At 65.1% G+C, this 18215-nt stretch carries 21 protein-coding genes; 3 read left to right on the plus strand and 18 right to left on the minus strand.

Features of this window, described 5'->3' with window-relative positions; all coding sequences use genetic code 11:
* Nucleotides 1-70: 70 nt before the first annotated feature.
* The 17 genes from BN1128_RS04985 to BN1128_RS05065 all read right to left on the minus strand — a co-directional run bounded on the left by BN1128_RS04985 (nt 71) and on the right by BN1128_RS05065 (nt 15381).
* Nucleotides 71-1297, minus strand: coding sequence for a beta-ketoacyl-ACP synthase (locus BN1128_RS04985; protein ID WP_042866699.1), 1227 nt, complete (start codon nt 1295-1297; stop codon nt 71-73).
* A gap of 91 nt (nt 1298-1388) precedes the next feature.
* Nucleotides 1389-2114 (minus strand): 3-ketoacyl-ACP reductase FabG2, encoded by a 726-nt coding sequence (locus tag BN1128_RS04990; RefSeq protein ID WP_042866700.1) that lies wholly within the window; start codon nt 2112-2114, stop codon nt 1389-1391.
* A gap of 9 nt (nt 2115-2123) precedes the next feature.
* Complete coding sequence (locus tag BN1128_RS04995) at nt 2124-2585, minus strand: hotdog family protein (RefSeq protein ID WP_042866701.1); 462 nt, start codon at nt 2583-2585, stop codon at nt 2124-2126.
* Nucleotides 2582-3763 (minus strand): beta-ketoacyl-[acyl-carrier-protein] synthase family protein, encoded by a 1182-nt coding sequence (locus BN1128_RS05000; RefSeq protein ID WP_042866704.1) that lies wholly within the window; start codon nt 3761-3763, stop codon nt 2582-2584. The genes BN1128_RS04995 and BN1128_RS05000 overlap by 4 nt, the downstream gene beginning before the upstream one ends.
* Nucleotides 3760-4317: a DUF3261 domain-containing protein gene (locus BN1128_RS05005; RefSeq protein WP_156140123.1), complete on the minus strand. Its 558-nt coding sequence runs from the start codon at nt 4315-4317 to the stop codon at nt 3760-3762. The genes BN1128_RS05000 and BN1128_RS05005 overlap by 4 nt, the downstream gene beginning before the upstream one ends.
* A gap of 2 nt (nt 4318-4319) precedes the next feature.
* The gene (locus BN1128_RS05010; RefSeq protein ID WP_042866707.1) at nt 4320-6695 is read right to left on the minus strand and encodes an MMPL family transporter; all 2376 of its coding nucleotides are present in this window, start codon (nt 6693-6695) and stop codon (nt 4320-4322) included.
* Between the two features lie 50 nt (nt 6696-6745).
* Nucleotides 6746-7336 carry an outer membrane lipoprotein carrier protein LolA gene (locus BN1128_RS05015; protein ID WP_042866709.1) on the minus strand — a complete coding sequence of 197 codons (591 nt, stop codon included), beginning with the start codon at nt 7334-7336 and terminating at the stop codon, nt 6746-6748.
* A 20-nt stretch (nt 7337-7356) separates the two neighbouring features.
* Nucleotides 7357-7782 (minus strand): acyl-CoA thioesterase, encoded by a 426-nt coding sequence (locus tag BN1128_RS05020; protein WP_005317781.1) that lies wholly within the window; start codon nt 7780-7782, stop codon nt 7357-7359.
* A 28-nt stretch (nt 7783-7810) separates the two neighbouring features.
* Nucleotides 7811-9373, minus strand: coding sequence for an HAL/PAL/TAL family ammonia-lyase (locus BN1128_RS05025; RefSeq protein WP_042866711.1), 1563 nt, complete (start codon nt 9371-9373; stop codon nt 7811-7813).
* Nucleotides 9360-11063: a glycosyltransferase family 2 protein gene (locus BN1128_RS05030; protein ID WP_042866713.1), complete on the minus strand. Its 1704-nt coding sequence runs from the start codon at nt 11061-11063 to the stop codon at nt 9360-9362. Before BN1128_RS05030 ends, BN1128_RS05025 begins: the two co-directional genes overlap by 14 nt.
* Nucleotides 11060-11431: an ApeI family dehydratase gene (locus BN1128_RS05035; protein ID WP_042866716.1), complete on the minus strand. Its 372-nt coding sequence runs from the start codon at nt 11429-11431 to the stop codon at nt 11060-11062. Before BN1128_RS05035 ends, BN1128_RS05030 begins: the two co-directional genes overlap by 4 nt.
* Nucleotides 11415-12785, minus strand: coding sequence for an AMP-binding protein (locus tag BN1128_RS05040; RefSeq protein ID WP_042866718.1), 1371 nt, complete (start codon nt 12783-12785; stop codon nt 11415-11417). The genes BN1128_RS05035 and BN1128_RS05040 overlap by 17 nt, the downstream gene beginning before the upstream one ends.
* Nucleotides 12782-13420 carry a COG4648 family protein gene (locus BN1128_RS05045; RefSeq protein WP_042866720.1) on the minus strand — a complete coding sequence of 213 codons (639 nt, stop codon included), beginning with the start codon at nt 13418-13420 and terminating at the stop codon, nt 12782-12784. The genes BN1128_RS05040 and BN1128_RS05045 overlap by 4 nt, the downstream gene beginning before the upstream one ends.
* Complete coding sequence (locus BN1128_RS05050) at nt 13389-13637, minus strand: acyl carrier protein (RefSeq protein ID WP_042866722.1); 249 nt, start codon at nt 13635-13637, stop codon at nt 13389-13391. The genes BN1128_RS05045 and BN1128_RS05050 overlap by 32 nt, the downstream gene beginning before the upstream one ends.
* A gap of 3 nt (nt 13638-13640) precedes the next feature.
* Complete coding sequence (locus BN1128_RS05055; RefSeq protein ID WP_005317803.1) at nt 13641-13907, minus strand: phosphopantetheine-binding protein; 267 nt, start codon at nt 13905-13907, stop codon at nt 13641-13643.
* 17 nt (nt 13908-13924) lie between these two features.
* Nucleotides 13925-14683 carry a lysophospholipid acyltransferase family protein gene (locus tag BN1128_RS05060; RefSeq protein WP_042866724.1) on the minus strand — a complete coding sequence of 253 codons (759 nt, stop codon included), beginning with the start codon at nt 14681-14683 and terminating at the stop codon, nt 13925-13927.
* Entirely contained in the window at nt 14668-15381 is a 714-nt protein-coding gene (locus BN1128_RS05065) for a beta-ketoacyl synthase chain length factor (protein ID WP_042866726.1), read from the minus strand. The genes BN1128_RS05060 and BN1128_RS05065 overlap by 16 nt, the downstream gene beginning before the upstream one ends.
* Nucleotides 15382-15631: 250 nt before the next feature.
* On the opposite strand from BN1128_RS05065, the gene BN1128_RS05070 reads away from it, so the two are divergent.
* From BN1128_RS05070 to BN1128_RS05080, 3 genes are read left to right on the plus strand one after another with little or no spacing between them, the layout of a single operon-like run.
* Nucleotides 15632-16024, plus strand: coding sequence for a hypothetical protein (locus tag BN1128_RS05070; protein WP_042866728.1), 393 nt, complete (start codon nt 15632-15634; stop codon nt 16022-16024).
* Nucleotides 16025-16042: 18 nt separating this feature from the next.
* Entirely contained in the window at nt 16043-17119 is a 1077-nt protein-coding gene (locus BN1128_RS05075; protein WP_042866730.1) for a methyltransferase, read from the plus strand.
* Nucleotides 17120-17165: 46 nt separating this feature from the next.
* Entirely contained in the window at nt 17166-17381 is a 216-nt protein-coding gene (locus BN1128_RS05080) for a hypothetical protein (RefSeq protein ID WP_042866732.1), read from the plus strand.
* 36 nt (nt 17382-17417) lie between these two features.
* Here the strand turns inward: BN1128_RS05080 and BN1128_RS05085 are convergent, their stop codons facing one another.
* The gene (locus BN1128_RS05085; RefSeq protein WP_042866733.1) at nt 17418-18173 is read right to left on the minus strand and encodes a DNA/RNA non-specific endonuclease; all 756 of its coding nucleotides are present in this window, start codon (nt 18171-18173) and stop codon (nt 17418-17420) included.
* Nucleotides 18174-18215: the final 42 nt, after the last annotated feature.

Below are 18215 nucleotides of genomic sequence, written 5' to 3' on the forward strand. Positions count from 1 at the left end.
AGGCATCTTAATTCATCAAGACCAAACCTAGGCTGTACAGGCGCCCTGCCCGCAGGCAAGGCGCATGGCTTCAGGACCAGCGTTTGAAGATGAGGGAGGTGTTGATGCCGCCGAAGGCGAAGTTGTTGGACATCAGATAGTCCACCGCCAGCGCGCGGCCATTGCCCACCACATGATCCAGCGGGGCACAGGCCGGATCCGGCTCGGTCAGGTTGATGGTGGGGGCAAACCAGCCCTCCTGCATCATCTCCAGCGACAGCCAGGCCTCGATGGCACCGCAGGCGCCCAGGGTATGGCCGAAGAAGCTCTTCAGCGACGATATGGGGGTCTTGTCGCCAAAGATGGCGGCGGTGGCGTGGCTCTCGGCTATGTCGCCACGCTCGGTGGCCGTGCCGTGGGCGCTGATGTAGCCAATGTCGGTGGCCTTGAGCCCGGCCTGGGCCAGCGCCATCTCCATGCACAGCTGCATGGTCTCCTGCTGGGGCTGGGTCACGTGGGCGGCGTCGCAGTTGGTGGCAAACCCCACCAGCTCGGCGATGATGGTGGCCCCGCGCGCCTGCGCATGTTCCAGCTCCTCCAGCACCAGGGTGCCCGCCCCCTCGCCAATCACCAGCCCGTCCCGCTGCCGATCGAACGGCCGTGGCGCCAGCTCGGGGTTGTCGTTCATCTGGCTGGTGGCAAACAGGGTATCGAACACCACGGCCTCCGACGGGCAGAGCTCCTCCGCCCCACCGGCCACCATCAGGGTCTGGTAGCCGTGCTTGATCGACTCGTAGGCGTAGCCAATACCCTGGCTGCCGGAGGTGCAGGCGCTGGAGGTGGGGATCACCCGCCCGCGCAGGCCGAAGAAGAGGCCGGTATTGACCGCCGCCGTGTGCGGCATCATCTGCACATAGGTGGTGGCCGTGATGCTGGCGGTGCTCTTGTCGTTGAGCATGACCCCGAAGGCGCGGATGGGATCCGTGCTGCCGGTGGAGGAGCCATAGGCGATACCGGTGCGACCGCCGGTCAGCACAGGGTGATCGAGCAGTCCGGCCCGCGCCAGCGCCAGCTCGGTGGCCACGGTCGCCAGCTGGGAGACTCTCCCCATGGCCCGCGTCTTCTTGCGCGGATAGCGGGCGGGCAGCACAAAATCGGCAATGGGCGCCGCCAGTCGGGTATTGAGTCCCTCGTAGATGGCCCACTCTGGCATGGTCACCACCGCATTGCGCCCCGCCTGCAACTTTGCCCGCACGCTAGGCCAGTCCTGACCGAACGCCGTCACCCCGGCCATGCCGGTTACTACTACCCGCTTCATACCATACCGCCATTCACAGAGATAAGCTGGCGTGCCACAGAGACAGCGCCATGTTGAACCGACATCAGGCAAGAGACCCGTCGCATTCGCGTCATACCATGCCTCCGTTGATGGAGATGACCTGGCGCGTGACATAGCCGGCGATGTCCGACATCAGGTAGGAGACCAGCCCGGCCACCTCGTCGGCTTGTCCCATACGCTTGAGCGGGATCAGCTTCATCGCCTCCGCCTGCACCTCTTCATCCACCATGCCGGTGTCGATGAGGCCGGGCGCCACGCAGTTCACCGTGATCTTGCGCTTGGCCAGCTCCAGCGCCAGCGCCTTGGTGGCCCCCATGATGCCCGCCTTGGCGGCGCTGTAGTTGACCTGGCCACGGTTGCCCATCAGGCCGGAAACCGAGGAGATGGTCACTATGCGGCCGCCCCGGCGCAGGCCTATCATCGGCATGATGCAGGGCTTGAGCAGGTTGTAGAAGCCGTCCAGATTGGTGTGCAGCACCCCATCCCAATCCTCGTCGGTGAGAGCGGGGAAGGCGCCGTCACGTATGATGCCGGCGTTGCAGACCACACCGTAATAGGCGCCATGTTCGGCCATGTCGGCTTCCAGCCGCTCGCGGCAACCCTGGCGATCGGCGATGTCGAACTGGATCAGGCGCCCCTGTCCCCCTGCGGCTTGCAGGCTCGCCAGGGTAGCCTCGGCCCCGGCGCGGTCGCCGTGGTAGTGCACGACGACGAGAAAACCGTCGGCGGCCAGCTTGAGGGCGATGGCGCGGCCTATCCCCTTGCTGGCGCCCGTGACCAATACGCTAGAGATCATGAAGCTTCCTTACGCTAACAAATCGGATAATTCGCCGGGTGCGGGTTGATAGGTCGAGAGGCGCGCAGTGGCGCACTCCTGCCCATCTTGCAGGATCCGGCATTCGAAACTGGCCATGCCGCCGTCTTGCAACAGGCAGCTGGCCTCTATGGTGAGCAGGGCTCCCGCCGCAAAGCGGGCGGGCTGGCAGCGGTACTTGCGGGTACCGAGCAGCATGCCGATGCGCACTGGCTCGCCGCGCAACCGCCCCTGCATGCCGGCCCAGGCGGCTATGGTCTGGGCCATCAACTCTATGCCTGCCCAGGCGGGCAAATGGCCCTCGCCATCGAGCAACAAGGCGTGTCGGGGGCCGACTCGTGTCTCGCAGCGCACCTGGCTCGCATCCACGGTGCAGATGTGGTCAAGCAGCAGCATGGGGGCCTGATGGGGCAACAGGGCCTCGATGGCGGGCAGCGGTATGCGCTCATTCATGAGGGGGATAGTCCAAACAGCAGGCTGACATTGTTGCCACCGAAGGCAAAGGAGTTGGAGAGGACCCGGGGCGCTGCCAGCCGAATGGCGCCACTCACCAGCCGGATGGGTGCCAGCGCCGGGTCCGCCGTCGTCATCCGCTGGATAGGTAGCGGCAGGGCCCGCTCCAGCAGCAGACAGGCGAGCGCGGCCTCGATGGCCCCAGCGGCGCCCAGGGTATGGCCGGTGAGCGGCTTGGTGGAGCTGCAGGGTACCTTGTCCCCGAACAGGCGATGCACGGCCTGGCTCTCCATGGCGTCATTGAGGCGAGTGGCCGTGCCGTGCAGGTTGATATAACCCACCTGGTCAGGCGCTATACCGGCCTGAGCCAGCGCCATCTGCATGGCTGCCTCGGCCCCCACGCCGTCCGGATGAGGGGCCGAGATATGCCAGGCATCGGACGACTCGCCCGCCCCCAGCAAGGCCAGCGACGCAGGCTGTATGCTCAGCAAAAACAGCGCAGCCCCCTCGCCTATGTTGATGCCCTGGCGGCCGTTGTCGAATGGCTGGCAGAGTTTGCCACTGAGGGACTCCAGGCTGTCAAAACCGTTGATAGTCAAGCCGCACAGGCTGTCGGCGCCACCGACGATCACCGCATCCACCAGTCCGGCCGCCAGCATCCGCTGACCGCTGATGAAGGCGCGGGCGCTGGAAGAGCAGGCGGTGGAGAGGGTGTAGGCAGGCCCGGAGATGTCGAGATAACGGGCCAGAAATTCGGACGGAGAGCCCAGCTCCTGCTGGCGATAGTCAAAGGCCGGGGAAATTGCCTCCCCCCGCCGGGCGGCGGCGATCGCCAGCTCGGCCTCGCCGATCCCGGCTGTGCTGGTGCCGAGCACCAAGCCTACCCGCGCAGGGCCAAACTCCGCCAGCGCCTTGTCCAGAGCGGGGCGGATCTGCGCCAGCGCCGCCAGCAGCAGGCGGTTGTTGCGCGAGGCATAAGGGGCCAACGCCGCCGGTATCTCGGGCAGCGCACCTTCGACCCGCCCCACCGGGGTCAGGCGACCATCCAGCAAGGTCTGGTTGTGGCGGGTGAGCGGCGTGCTCCCCTCTGCCTGCCAGGCCAGCAGGGCCTCGGCGCTGGCATCCCTGCCCTCCCCCAATGCCGAAATGAGGCCGTAGGCCGCGATATAACAACTCATTGGGACAGGGTCTCCAGCTGCAAACGGTAGTGAAACACATGCTGTTGCAGGCTGACCGGCTCCCGTACGCCGCCCTTGTCCTGGTACCCGATCTCGGTGACCAGAGCGCCATCGGGAGAGCGCAGCCGGCGCGTCAGCCCTTCATCCCGCAGCGTCCAGCCCGGCGGCAGCTGCGGCTGCCAGCTGGCCAGTGACCAGTAGCAGAGCATGACGTCCGCCAGCACCTGGGTCACGGGCGGCATGCCGGTGACGAGCAGCGGGCTCAGTGGTTGAGTCGCTATGCCCTGCTGGTCATAACGCACTCGAAACAGCCGGATCCCGGTCGGGGTCAGGCCGACCAGGGTCAACTGGCGGCCATCGGCCTCCAGCACAGTCATCAGCTGATGGGCACCCTCACCCACAGTGGCCGTCAGCAACTGCTGGCGATAGAAGGGGGTGGCAAGTACGGGGGCAGGCAGCGCCATGGCTGTCCCCTTGTCGAGATAGGCGGTGGGGGAAGGCTGGCTGCTGCAGCCCCCCAGCAAAAAGATGAGTAATACAAACAGTGATCTTATTGTCATGTTGGCTCCCGGCTATCCTGCCCTGACAACTGGGGCTCCCGCACCGCGCCATCCGGTTGCACGCGGTCCAGCACCAGAGGCGACAACAGGAAGGCAGTAAAGATACCGCCGCTCAACACCAGACCAAAGCCCGCTATGGCAGGGGTGTGACTCAGCGCCAGCAAGCCGAATGCCAACTGGGTGGTGAGGTTCGCCAGCAGGATGGCGAGCAGGGTGGAACTCTGCCGCGCCAGCTGGTTGCCACAGTGGGCAAAGAAGAGCCCGTAGTCGATGCCGATGCCGAAGATGAGGCTGAGCGCCAGCACACCAAACAGGGTGAGCGGCTGGCCGCAGGCGGCGAGCAGCGCCAGCCCCATGGCGAGAGCAATCAGGTTGACCAGCAGCACCCGGGACGCCCTGGCTGCCCCCATCCGCCGCCAGAGCAGCAGGGCTACCAGGCCGATGGCCAGCAGCAGCAGTTCGGCCAGCTTGATCCGGTAGTGGGCAAACAACTGGCTCCACTCGCTGCGCTGATCCTGCCAGTAGACACCCTGCTCGGCAGCTGCCAGCGCCGTCAGGGCGACCTCGTCCTGCACCCCGACCAGCGGCACCCAGATGGCGACGCGGCCATCCTCCAGCGAGTGCCACAGCAGACGGCTCCCCTCGCTGACCGGGCTGGCAAGCCAGGCTGCCGGGGTCAACCAGTCAGGCTGACGGTCGGGCCCTTGCCCCCCTGCTGGTATTGGCACTCCGGCCTCTTGCAGTCGGGTCACCACCCGGGGCAACAGGGCCCGAATGGCGGCGGCATCCTGCTGCTGGCGCGCCAGCGAGGGCAGCCAGCGGCTAAGGGAGACAAAGTCCCGCAATGCGCCGCTATTTTTAAGCTCGGTCAGCTGATCATCCAGTCGCTCCAGCCGTTGCAGCGCCTGCTCGGCATCCGTACCCGTCACCAGAAAACCCTGCATGCCCCCCTGCTGACCGGTCAGGGCCTTGATCTGGTTCTCCTGCGCCTGCAGTTCCACCGGCAAGGGTTGCAGCCGGCGTATGTCGTCATCCACCTGCAGTTGGCTGATGCCAAGGGTGGCCAGCAGCAGGCAGAGCAGCGGCAGGCCGATGCGCACTAGGCGACGCTGCTGCCAGGCTCTGAGCCAGGCCATCAGCAGTGGCTGACTGCGCAGGGGCCGGGTCGGCAGGGGGCCCGACCAGCGCGGGAACAGGCAGAGCACAGTGATGAAGGCGCTGAACAGGCCCGCCAGTGCGCACACCGCCAGCTGTTGCAGCCCGGGGAAGGGGGCAAACCAGAGCAGGCCATAGCCGATAAGGGTGGTCAACACCGCCAGCGAGAGGCTCGGCAGCAGCCGTAGTCGGGTCTGATGCGGCGTCTCGTCGCCGCCGTGCAACCGTCGCTCGCACAGGAAATGGATGGCGTAGTCGATGGCGATGCCGATGAGGCTGCTGCTGATCACCAGGGTGAAGAGATGGATCTCGCCAAACAGGATGAGCACCGTGCCCAGCCCCCACATCAGCCCCACGCAGATGGGCAGCAGGGAGAGCAGCAGCGCCCGGGTCGAGCGAAATACGCCCCAAATAAGCAGAATGACTCCGATCATGGAGCCAAGCCCTATGGTGGAGATGTCCTGCTGGGCCAGGTTGCTGGCGTGCTGGCTGTAGAAAAGGGTGCCACGGCGCAGCAGCTCGGCACCGGGATAGGCTTCGGCCAGCCGCTGCTCGGCGTTGTCGAGCACCCTCAGCAACCCCTGATTGCGCTGGATATCGAAGGCGGAGAGATCCAGCTCGGCCCGCACCATGAACCAGTCGCGACCCGCCTTGTCCCGGCTGACCAGCCAGCCCTCCTTGAGTTGCATGGGGCCGCGGGCCTCTGCCAGCACCCCGGCCCGGGTCAACAACAGCGGATCGCTCTGCCACTCGGCGCGGGAAACGCCGCCAAAGGGCGAGTAGATCTGGCCAAGCACCCATTGGCTCCAGCCCTCGGCGCCAGCCGCCAGCCGGGCCCGGCCCGCTTCATCCAGCCGCTGCCAGGCGAGACGGTGCAGATAGCCCTGCCAGGCGGGGGCCAGCTCGGGCTGATAGCCCTTGATATGGGAGAAGGCCGCTATCTGGTCGAGCTGTTTTACCCACAGCTCGGCCGCCGCCTGCCCGTTCTGTCCGGCAGGCAGGCTCAGCATCCAGACCAGCTGGCGATCGAGCTGTTGCAGCAAGCCCTGCTGCAACGCCGGATCCAGATCGCTGCGGGATTCGTGGGGCAGCAAATCCATCAGGCTGGTGTTGATGCGGCTGTGGGGCAGCTGCCAGGCCAGCACGGCCACCAGCAGCAGACAGAGGCCGATCCAGATAGTGCCAAGCCGGCGCCAGGTGGTTTCAGATTGCAGCAAGGTCGATTCTCCCGGCCAAACCACGGGCAGTGGCAGGGCGCGATGCGGGGCTAATGGGCAGCAAAGCGGGCCTGCTCCTCAGGGGTCAGTGGCAGGCTTCGCTCCTGCCAGGCGCTGAAACGGATGCGGGTGCTGTCACCCTGCTTGTCGGCAATGACCAACTCATCCAGCTGCCCTTGCCCGCTCAGGGTGAGGCTGGCGAACACCTTGTCCAGCGGCGTCAGGGTCGGCACCAGCAGCAGCTGCCAGCCCGCCTCCGTGCTCTGAAAATCGATCTTGAAGTAGCGGCTCAGGGTCGCCTCGTCCGAGCCGAACAGCGCCAGCAGCATCTGGCTGAATTCAAGCAGCTGGGGACTGTCGATGACGGTGGCGGGCTGACCCGCCATCTGCTGCGCCATGCGTTGTGGCGTCAGGGTCAGAGTCAGGGCAAAGGGCTGCTGCTGCTGCCACCAGAGACCAAGATCGCGCACCAGCAGCAGCTCGCCGGAGGCTTTGAGCGGCAGGCTCAGACCCGCCACCTGTTTCTCTTGCTCGAAATGCGCCTGCCTGACCTCACTCAGAGTCAGCAACTGCTGCACCTGGTCACGGCTCAGTGGAGCCGCCTGCAGCGGCAACGCCAGCAGCAGGGTCAGCCCGACCATCACGCGGTTCAGAAGAGGCTTCACTGGCTCACCCCCAGCTTGTCCAGCAGCACCTGGGGCGAGGCCAGGCACATCTCGCCGCTCGCCTTGCTCACCGCCACCTGGATGCTGTAGCCCTTGCTGGTGCGGGTGCCGCTCGCGGCATCGCTCAGCAGGTAGTCGATCTTCAACCGGTTCTGGTACTCGGTCAGGGTGGCGCGCACCCGCACCCGCTGGCCGAAGCGCAGCGGCGCCAGATACTTCATCCGGGTGTCAATGATGGGCCAGAGGTAGCCAGAGGCCTCCATCTGCGGGTAGTTGTAATCGATAAGATCGAGCAGGGCGCAGCGGGCCAGCTCTATGTAGCGAAAGTAGTGACCGTGCCAGGCGACCGCCATCATGTCCACGTCGTGAAACGGTATGGTCACTTCCACTTCGGTGCTGATCTGCCAGGGTTCATTCTGCATGGGTTGTCTCATCAATAGTGACCTTGTTTCAGTCCTGGCTCGGCCCATAAAGGGGGTAGTGACGCAGGCGAATGCGGGCGATCAGTGCCCTGAGCTCCTGCTCCAGCGCCCTGTCTTCCAGCAGAGGCGCAAACTCGGCCCGCACCTGCTGCACCATATGGGCCAGGGCCGGGCTGAGCGGCCGGGTGAAGGGCGTGGGCTGGGCCAGGCGCAGCTCGACCCCCTGCACCGCCGCCAGCAGGCAGGCGGCCCCGACCTGCTCGGTCAGGGTCAGCACCCGCAGGGCATCGCGCGCCGCTATGGTGCCCATGCTCACCTTGTCCTGGTTGTGGCACTCGGTGGAGCGGGAGAAGACGCTGGCGGGCATGGTCTGCTTGAGCGCCTCCGCGGTCCAGGCCGAGACGCCGATCTGCACCGCCTTGAAACCGTGGTTGATCATCTGCCGCCCGGCCGGCGCCCCCGAGAGGTTGCTCGGCAGGCCGCCGTTGAACTTGGTGTCCACCAGCTGGGCCAGCTGGCGGTCCAGCAAGTCCGCCAGATTGGCGATGGCCGTCTTCATGCTGTCCATCGCCATGGCGATGTGGCCGCCGTAGAAGTGACCACCGTGCATCACGTGCTCCCCCTCCCCGTCGATCAGCGGGTTGTCGTTGGCGCTGTTGAGCTCGTTTTCGATGAGCTGGCGCCACCAGGGCAGGCTGTCGGCCACCACACCTATGACGTGGGGCGCGCAGCGCAATGAGTATCTGTCCTGCAGCCGGTCGCTGTGGCGCGGCAGCTCGCCGGCCACCAGATCCGACCTCAGCCAGGCCGCTATGCCCTGCATGCCGGGGTGGGGTTTGGCGGCAAACAACCGCTCGTCAAAGTGGAAGGCGTTGCCCCCCATGGCGACGCTCACCAGCGCCGTGATCCGGGTCGCCAGTTGCATCAGGTAGTCGGCACGGGCGTAGGCGAGACAGGCCAGCGCCGTCATCACGGAAGTGCCGTTCATCAGCGCCAGCCCCTCCTTGGGTCTCAGGGTCAGGGGGGTGATCCCCAACTCCCGATAGACCTCGGCGGCGGGACGCAGCGCGCCATCGTGATGGAGCTCGCGCTCCCCCACCAGCACGGCGGCGACGTAGGAGAGCGGTGTCAGATCGCCGCTGGCGCCGACGGATCCCTCTTCCGGTATGCGCGGTATGAGATCCTGCTCCAGCAACCAGCAGAGCCGTTCCAGCAAACCCGGGCTGACGCCGGAGACCCCCTGCGCCAGGGAGCAGAGCCGGGTCGCCAGCACGGCGCGACCGGCATCGAGCTCAAGATCCGCCCCCAGCCCGCAGCCGTGAAAGCGGGTCAGGTGCAGCGGCAGCTTGGGCACCAGCTCGGCGGGCACCGGTCGGGTCACCGAATCCCCGTAGCCTGTGGTCACCCCGTAGATGACCCCCTCCTCGGCCAGCAGCCGGTCGAGAAAATCGGCCCCCCGCTGAATGCGGGCCATAAAGGCGGGATCCCGGTTCAATGCCGGGCGGGCACGGCGCTCTGCCAGGGCCACCACATCTTCGATGGTCAACGGCTCGGCGCCGAAGGTGACGCACTTCATCTCACTCTTGTTCATCGGTCAGCTGCCAGAAATCAAAAAAATTGAACCAGTCCAGCGGGGCGCGCAGGCAATGATGCTGCAGGCGATCGGCATAGGCCTGCACCCGGGACGCGAGTATCTGTTGTCGCCCCTGGCGCGGCAGACTGAGGCTGTCGGAAAAGGGCTCGAAATGCACCCGAAAGCGCCCCTGCTCCTTGAGGCCGAACATCAGGTAAACCGGGCAACCCAGCACGCTGGCCAGGGCAAAGGGACCGAGGGGAAAGGGGGCCGGCGCACCGAGGAAATCGGCCCAGACCACCCGCTTCTCCCGGGTCACAGAGGTGCGATCGCCGACGATCACCACCCACTCCCCCTGATCCAGCTTCTCCTTGAGCAGGATGGCGGTATCGGCCCCCATCTCCTGCACCTGGATGAGGTTGAGCCGTGAATCCGGGTTGATCTGCTTGAGCAGGGCGTTGAAGCGGGCCGCGTGACGGGTGAAGACCAGCGCATTGATGCGCACCTCCCCCTTGCGACTGCCAAGGGCCCGGCACAGCTCGAGATCGCCGAGGTGAGAGCCCAGCAGCAGCAAGCCCTTGCCGCTGTTGATGGCGGCCTCGTAGTGCTCCCTCCCCACCAGCTCGATCTGATCCTCGGCTATGTCGCCGCGCCAGCCGGCCAGCTTGTCGAGCGCCGCCTCGCCAAAGCGCAGGAAGTGGCGAAAGCTCGATCTCGGCTCAGGGGGTAGCCGTATGCCCTGAGTGCGGGAAAAGGCCTCGAGCCGGGCCAGATAGGCTTGAGATGCCTGACGCTGGGCGCGGCCGGTCAACCAGAAGTAGCCGATGACGGGGTAGAGCAACAGGGAGAAGCCCCGCCGCCCAAGCAGGCGATAGCTGGCCAGCATGATCTGCATGCCGAGCAGGGATCCGCGCTCCGGGGTGCGCGACCAGTGGGTCCGGCGCTCGCGCCACAGCCGGGTCGCCCATGACCAGAGGCGGCGGGGCCCGCTCGTCAGGCGCAGCAGCAGATCCCACAACAGGCGGCATACCAGTCGGGTGTGCATCCAGGAAATGTCGCGGTTGTCGCGCCAGAGCTGGAAATGGGAGCTGCCATCGGCGGGGTAGATGACCCGGGTCGGCACGAAACGCACCGCCACCCCGGCCCAGTGCAGGCGCACCATCACCTCGGTGTCAAAATCCATTCGCCTGCCGAGCGCCACCCGTTCGAGCAGCGTGCAGCTGACCGCCAGCGGATAGACCCGAAAGCCGCACATGCTGTCCTTGATGGCAAACGACAGCGTCTCGATCCAGACCCAGACATGGGTGATATAGCGGCCATAGAGGCGCCCTTTGGGCACGGAATCGTCGTAGACAGGGCGCCCCGAGATAAGCGCATCGGGATCCCGGTGCGCCTCGGCCAGCAGGGCCGGAATGTCTGCCAGATCGTGCTGGCCATCGGCATCCACCTGCAGGGCGTGGCTGAAACCGAGGCCATGGGCGTGGCGCAGCCCCGTCATCACGGCGCCGCCCTTGCCCTGGTTGTGCGAATGGCGCAGCAGGGCGACCCAGGGGTGGCGGGCGGCCAGCTCATCCAGCGCGGCCGCGGCGACGGGTTCGCTGCCATCGTCGATCAGCAGGCAGGGCAGATCATATTCGGCCAGCCGATCCAGCACGGTGGCCAGCGGGCCGGCATGGTTGTAACAGGGGATCAGGATGCAGGGTGTCATGGGATGAAGCGCACCCGTCCGCTGCTCGCCAGCTCATCTCCCAGCGCGTAGCTGAAAACGAGCTGATCCTTTTGTGGCTGCCACTGCAGGCTCAGGCTGCACTCGGCCCCCGGCCGCAGCGGGCGCTGAAACTTGAGCTGATCCAGCCCGTGAAACGGCAGACTCAGATTGAGTCGGCTGGCGGCATAGTGCATGACCCAGTGGATCTGGGTGACCCCTGGCAGCAGGGGCGCGCCGGGAAAGTGGCCCGCAAACCAGGGCAGCTCCGGATCGAGCCGCAGGTGCAGGCGCACGCCATCGGCCAGCGTCTCGCAGCCCAGCACTGTCGGCAGCGAGTTCATCGGCAGCGTGTCAGCAGAGAGGCTCATCGAACAGCTCCTTGAGTTGTGGCCAGGGGCATTTGCCCTGGGCGTTGACGGGCATGCTCTCGACCCGGCGCAGACTGCGCGGCAGGGCGACCGGTTCGAGCCAGGGGCGCAGCTGCTGGCGCAGGGCCAGCAGGAAGCGACCCTGACCCAGCTCGGCCCAGCGGGCAGCACCCACCTCGCTCAGCACCAGCACGGCGCCGAGGATCTGACGCTGGCCCTGCTGCAGAGGCAGCACGGCGGCCAACTCCACCTCCGGCAGGGCTTGCAGGCGCGCCTCCACCTCGTCGAGGGAGATGCGCTTTTCCTCCAGCTTGATCACCCTGTCCTGGCGTCCCAGCAGCTCGAACCCTGCCCCCGTCATCAGGATGCGATCGGCGCAGGCCAGCCAGCCATCCTCTGCCAGGAAGGGGGAGCGCAGCAGCAAGCCCTGATCCGGGCCGACCCGCACCTCAATCCCGGGTAAGGGAGTCCAGGGGGTCTGCGCATGATTGCGCTGGCGCCAGCCGATGCCGCCGGTCTCGCTGCTGCCGAAAATCTCCACCGGCAGCTGGCCAAGCAGGGCCCGGGCCTGATGGGCATCCTCGGGTTGCAGGGGACCGCCGGAGGAGACGATAAGGCGGCAGCCCGCGGCGGGGATGGCCGGATCGAGCCGACTGAGAAACGCGGGGGAAGCGATCAGGGCCCAGGGGGCGGTTTGCACCGCCAGCTGCTCCGGATAGTCGATGCTGCGGCGATCGAACGGACGCCCCAGGGCCAGCGGCAGCAGGATGCGAAACAACAGGCCGTAGATGTGCTGGTGACTGACGCTGGCCAGCACCCGAGTGTCGGCCAGGGTCTCGCCCCAAAGCGCCATCTGCACCCGCAGCTCAGCCTCCAGCTGGGGCCAGGCTTTGGGGATCGCCTTGGGCTCGCCGGTGGAGCCCGAGCTGAACAGGGTCAGATCGAGACGTTCGGGAACCCGGCTGGCACGCTCTGCATCCAGCTCACCATGGCAATCGGCCAGCGGCAGCCGCAACTGGGGCACATCAAGCTCATCGCCAGGCAGCTCGCCATCTGTGAGCAGGCCGTCAAACTGATCCCGCAGCGCCAGCAGCCCGGCCAGCCGTTGATGGCCCGGCAAGATGGCCTGATGACCGCCGAGAGCACAGGCGAGCAACGCTTGCGCAAACAGCAGGCTGTCATCGAAACAGAGCGCCCAGCGCACACGCGGCTGCCCGGGGCGAGCATGGCGGGCCATGGCCCGGGCCAGTTGCAGGCTGCCAAGGCGCAGCTCGGCCAGGGTCACCTCGCCACCTTGGCCGAACGCCACCAGCTGGTCGTCGTCCCGCTGCCAGAGCGTTTGCAGCAGGGTCATGGGGCCAGCCTCTTCATCAGTCGCCGGCGTACCAGATACTCCCCAGCCATCAAAGCGCCCATCAACCCGTAGCTGATGAGGCCGTTGTAGAGGCTCCAGATCGCCAGATCGCCGTACCAGATGGTGAAGGCCGCCAGGGCGCCGTTGACCACGAAGAAACCGCACCAGATCTGGGTCACCCGCCGGGTGTAGCCGATGGCAACATCCGGCAGACGGGGATCCTGCAAGCGGGCCAGCCGCTCCACCAGACTCATGGGGCGAGTCAGGCTCCAGCCAAACAGGCAGAGCAGCGCCAGGCTCACCGCCAGCGGGTAATAGAGCAACCAGTGGCGGGCAGAGAACAGCGCCGACAGCAGGGTCAGCCCCAGACCGATGCAGGCCAGCAGACGACCCAGCCAGAGCCACTCAGGCAGGGGACCAAACCGGACCCTCCGCTTGAGCAGACCCGGCAGCAGCCGCAAGGAGAAGATGGCCAGCAGACCTACCAGCAGCGGAGTCTGGCTGGTGTGAGTCAGCCCCCAGTACACCGCCAGCGGGTAGAGCAAGAGGGCACCACCGGCCAGCCAGGAGAGCCAGCGCGTCATGGTCGGGGACGTACCGGCATCAGGCGCCGGCGAGCAGACGCTCGACCGCATCCACCACGTCATTGACGCTGCGCACCGACTTGAACTCTTCCGGCTTGATCTTCTTGCCGGTCAGCTTTTGCAGGTGCACCACCAGATCGATGGCATCTATGCTGTCGAGCTCGAGATCCTGATAGAGGCGGGCCTCGGGAGTGATGGCCTCTTCATCGACTTCGAACAGATCGACGAGGGCAGCCTTTATCTGGGCAAAGATGTCGTCACGGGTCATGGCTCAGGCCTCCCCTTTCGACTGGGCCTGCACCAGGGCGACCAGGGCTGCGACTGAGGCGAAGTGACGACGGGTATTCTCATCCTCGGCGGAGAGCACTATGCCGTAGCGGCCCTTGATGGCAAGGCCCAGCTCCAGCGCATCGATAGAGTCCAGTCCCAGGCCATCCCCGAACAGCGGCGCCTGGCTGTCTATATCCTCAGGGGTCAGCCCCTCGAGGTTGAGACTGTCGATGATGAGTTGTTTTATCTCTAGGTGCAGGTCTTGCATAACTGTTCCATACGCTGTCATTGGGGCCCCGTTTGCAGGGCCCGGGTGAGAAACCGGGTCAGCTGGCGCGCGGCCAGCGCACTGCTCTGGTCGGTGGCGACCACCTCGTCTGCCGCCACTTGCGGCAGGAATTCTATGGTGAAAGTCGGCTTATTTTCCGGGATCTTGAACCATTTGTCCTGTTTGGTGAGAAATCGGGTGCTGCAGTGGATCCGCACCGGCTGCAAGGGCACCCGGCTGCGCACCGCCAACTGGGCGGCGCCCCGTTGCAGCTTGATGGGCTCCCCCGGTGTGGTGCGGGTTCCCTCCGGGAAGATCAGCAGCAGGCCACCGGCCTGGATCCGCGCCATGCACAGGGGCAGGAGGCGCTCCGCCTCTACGTTGGGAATATAATCTGCCGCCCGCACCACGCCACCCACGAAGGGGTTGCGCCAGAGGGATTGCTTGACGATGCAGTCACACACCGGCATCTCGGCGGCCAGCATGACGTAATCGAGCAGGCTGGGGTGATTGGCCACTACCAGGGCGCCGCGCAAGTCGGCGGGCATGCCACTCACCCGATAATCCAGCACGCCCCAGCCGCGCAACACGCCGAGAAACAGCCGAAAGCTGTGGCGTATGGTCAACTGGGCCAGGGTGCGCCGCCGCTCCCCGCGCAAACAGAGCGCCAGCAACGGAAACCAGAACAGGGAGAGCAGCAGGCCGCCCACCCCGAACAGGGTGAAGCCAAGGGCCGTGCCGATCAGCCGCCAGCCCCGGTTCAGCGCCGCCGCCATGTCCACTCCTGGCGGCCATTGCAAAGGGTCAGGGTCGATTCATGCCGCAGCAGGGCCCGCCAGAAGGCCAGACTCTGCGGCAGCGGGCGGACGACAGACTCGACTGTGCGACGCGCGCCCTCGCAGCGCCACTCGTCGCCAGCCTGCAGCACCAGCCCCAGCGCATGGGGCGGCGCCTCGTCCGGCAACCAAGGACGATGAAACTCGGGCACAGGCCCCTCGAACGCCACCAGCAGCACCCGGCTGGCACCGGCGTGCAGCGCCGCCACCGCCTCGGTGAACCCCGCCATCAGCCCGCCCTCTCCCGCCGCCAACGAGGTCATGGGAATGGCGGCCTTGCCCTGAATGGAGCTAAGGCCGGCGGCCGTGTTGTGCACTGACATGGAAAAATCGGTAGGGGACAGCGCCTGGCCATCCGCCAGCGCCTGCAACAGGGTCACAGAACGGGCCAGCTCGCCGTGGCGACTGACGAAGATGGCGTAATCGACGGGATGACGAGCCAGCAGGCTCAGCCCCACCTGCACCGCCAGCCGGGAACCCTGGCTCAGGCGGCGCGCCATCATCATGGGCAGCAAAGGGGTCGCGGGGAACAGGGGATCGGCGGGCCATTGTTCCAGCTGTGCCCACGCCTGCCAGTCGAGCGCGTCGACAAGGCCGGGTGACAGTGCCTGACTATCCTGCAGCGAAAAAGAGAGCATATTTCAGGCAACCTGTCCTTGACCTTGGTGTGAGCGCTTGGACGATAAAAGGCACTCACCCGCCGGGCAGTGCCTGCTCCCTGAGGATTATCCACCGGAGTCATCACATTAATACCGCGCGAATAATACCATTATTCATCAAAAATAATAGCTGGCGCGGATTATCCGTTGGCATTGTGATTGAAAATAAATGATTTGTGTTGTCTCATTGCCAGGCTCCATTTATTGAATGTCCTCGCAAGGAAATATTATGAAACTTATTAATAAAATATCCCTGTTGCTGGCCTGCGCCCTGCTGGCTGCCTGCTCCACCAGCCAACCCATTCGCAATATGGCCGCCAACCCGGTTGCCTTCAATCTGACCGAAGATCAGGTGGCCAACGCCATTATCACGGCGGGGATCAGCAAGAGCTGGGTGATGAAAAAAGAGAAGCCGGGACTTATTCGTGGCCAGGTCAATGTACGCCAGCATCAGGCGGTGATCGATATTCCATATAGCGCTCACGACTATTCCATTAATTATGTGAGCAGCATCAACCTTGATGACAAGGGCAAGGGCAGCATTCATCGCAGTTATAACCGCTGGGTGCTGGGCCTGAATCAGGCTATCCAGACCGAACTCGCCCGCGCACAGAGCCGTTAATCCGGCAGGAGCCACCCCGTGAACCATTATCAGGCAGACCCCTACAACGCGCTGGAGGCCATAGGCGCGGCCCAGAAGATCGCCTTCGGGCCCATGCTGTTCCAGGCCAGCTGGTGTCTGCGTGAAACCGGGGTGCTCGCCTTTCTCGAGACCCGTGGCCAGCAGGGCGCGCCGCTGGCGGACATAGCCCAGGCGTGCGAGCTGAGTGAATATGCGGTCAGCGTGCTGCTGGACATGGGGCTCGGCGGCGGGCTCTGCTACCTGGCCGATGATCGCTATGTGCTGGGCCGGGTCGGCAAATATCTGCAGCACGATGCCATGAGCCGGGTCAATCTCGACTTCACCCAGCACGTCTGCTATCAACCCCTCGCCCATCTGCTCGACGCCATCCGCGACGGCACGCCAGCCGGTCTGCAGGAGTTCGGCCCCTGGCAGACCCTCTACCCGCACCTGAGCGAGCTGCCTGAGCCCGCCCGCAGCAGCTGGTTTGCGTTTGATCACTTCTACTCCGACTGGGCGTTCCAGCAGGCACAAGAGACGGTGTTTGGCTATGAGCCGCGCCACCTCTACGATCTGGGCGGCAACACCGGCAAGTGGGCCATCGCCTGCGCCAGGCGAGATCCTGCCCTGCGGGTCACCATACTGGACTTGCCCGAGCAGCTGACGCTGGCCCGGCTGAATATTGAAGAGGCGGGTCTCAGCGATCGAGTGCAGGGCCATCCGGTGGATCTGCTGCAAGCGGGCCCCCTGCCCGGTGAGGCAGATCTCTGGTGGATGAGCCAGTTCCTCGACTGCTTCAGTCACGAACAGATAGTCGCCATCCTGAACCGAGTCCGGCTGGCCATGCAACCGGACGCCAGAGTCTGCATCCTGGAGCTGTTCTGGGACAGGCAGACCTTCGAAGCCGCCAGTTTCAGTCTCAACGCCACCTCCCTCTACTTCACCTGTCTGGCCAACGGCAACAGCCGCTTCTATCACTCCAAACAGATGTACCAGTGCCTGCGCGAGGCACACTTCTACGTGGAGGAGGAGCACGAGATCCCGGGCCCGGGCCATACCCTGCTGGTTGCCCGCCCGCTGCACACGAGACCATAATGCCGGCATCGGCATCGAGATGATGATGAAACGAGAAGGAGCACACATGACGCCTAACTACCTGGCACTGCTGGCACTCGGCCTGATCCTGGGCGCAGTGACCGGCGGCTGTGCCGACATCAAGGAGGCGGGCAGGACAGTGGGGCACACCACCCGCAACGTGACCCGCGAGATTGGCCACACCACCCGGGATGTGACCCGTGAAATCGGTCACGGCACCCGGGATACCGTCAAGAAAATCGGTGACGATCTGAACGACTGACAACAGGGGCCGAGGCCCCTGTTGTCACAGGATGGATCAATTGCCCCACATGGCCATCAGCCGGGATTCCATGGCCTCTTCCTGCTCATCCGGCAGCTCGGTGAAGAAATCGAGCCCGGTCTGCTCCTCCACCGCATCCACAGTCACTATGTAATCCGCAAGCTTGCTGGCCGACACGTTCTGCTGCGGCAGGACGAAGGCGATCGCCTCCTGGTTGGCCACGTCCATCACCACCCGGTAGTAGGCGTGGGGTACAGTCACACCGTTGCCGATGGCGCCATCGGAGTTGGTGAAGATGGGGCCCGTGATCACCTGCACATCCTGATAGGCGATGGCCCACTGGCGGGTCTTCTCTTCCAGAATGCGCCAGGCCCCCTGATTGAGCGCCGGCAACTGTGGCGTCATGTTGGTCAGCAGGAAGCTCTGCTTCATGGTAACGGCGGTGGAGCGCATGTCCGCCGCGGGCGCCTGATGACCGCGGTCATAACCCGAGCCCTTGTAGTCCGCCAGGGTGGCGCGGTACTGCACCGGCACCTCCTTGTCTTCGGCGAAGGCATCCTTGCGCGGCACCTGGCCCTGGGCACTGATCGCCGTCATCCGGTAAGAGACCCAATCAGAGACCTTGGTGTCATAGTTGTAACCGGCAGCGTAACCGTCCCGGCACAACAGCTGACTGGATTGGCTGGGGATCCCGAGCTTGACGTGGTCCTTGCACTGGAAACCCGCCGCCAGGGTCGGGAAGGTGGTGAGAGTGAATCCGATAGCCAGAACTAATTTATTGATATTATTCATTATTATGCCACTCCTTGTATTGGGCGGAGTGATTTGACACCA

The sequence above is a fragment of the Aeromonas piscicola genome (genome assembly GCF_000820005.1).
Classification (GTDB): domain Bacteria; phylum Pseudomonadota; class Gammaproteobacteria; order Enterobacterales; family Aeromonadaceae; genus Aeromonas; species Aeromonas piscicola.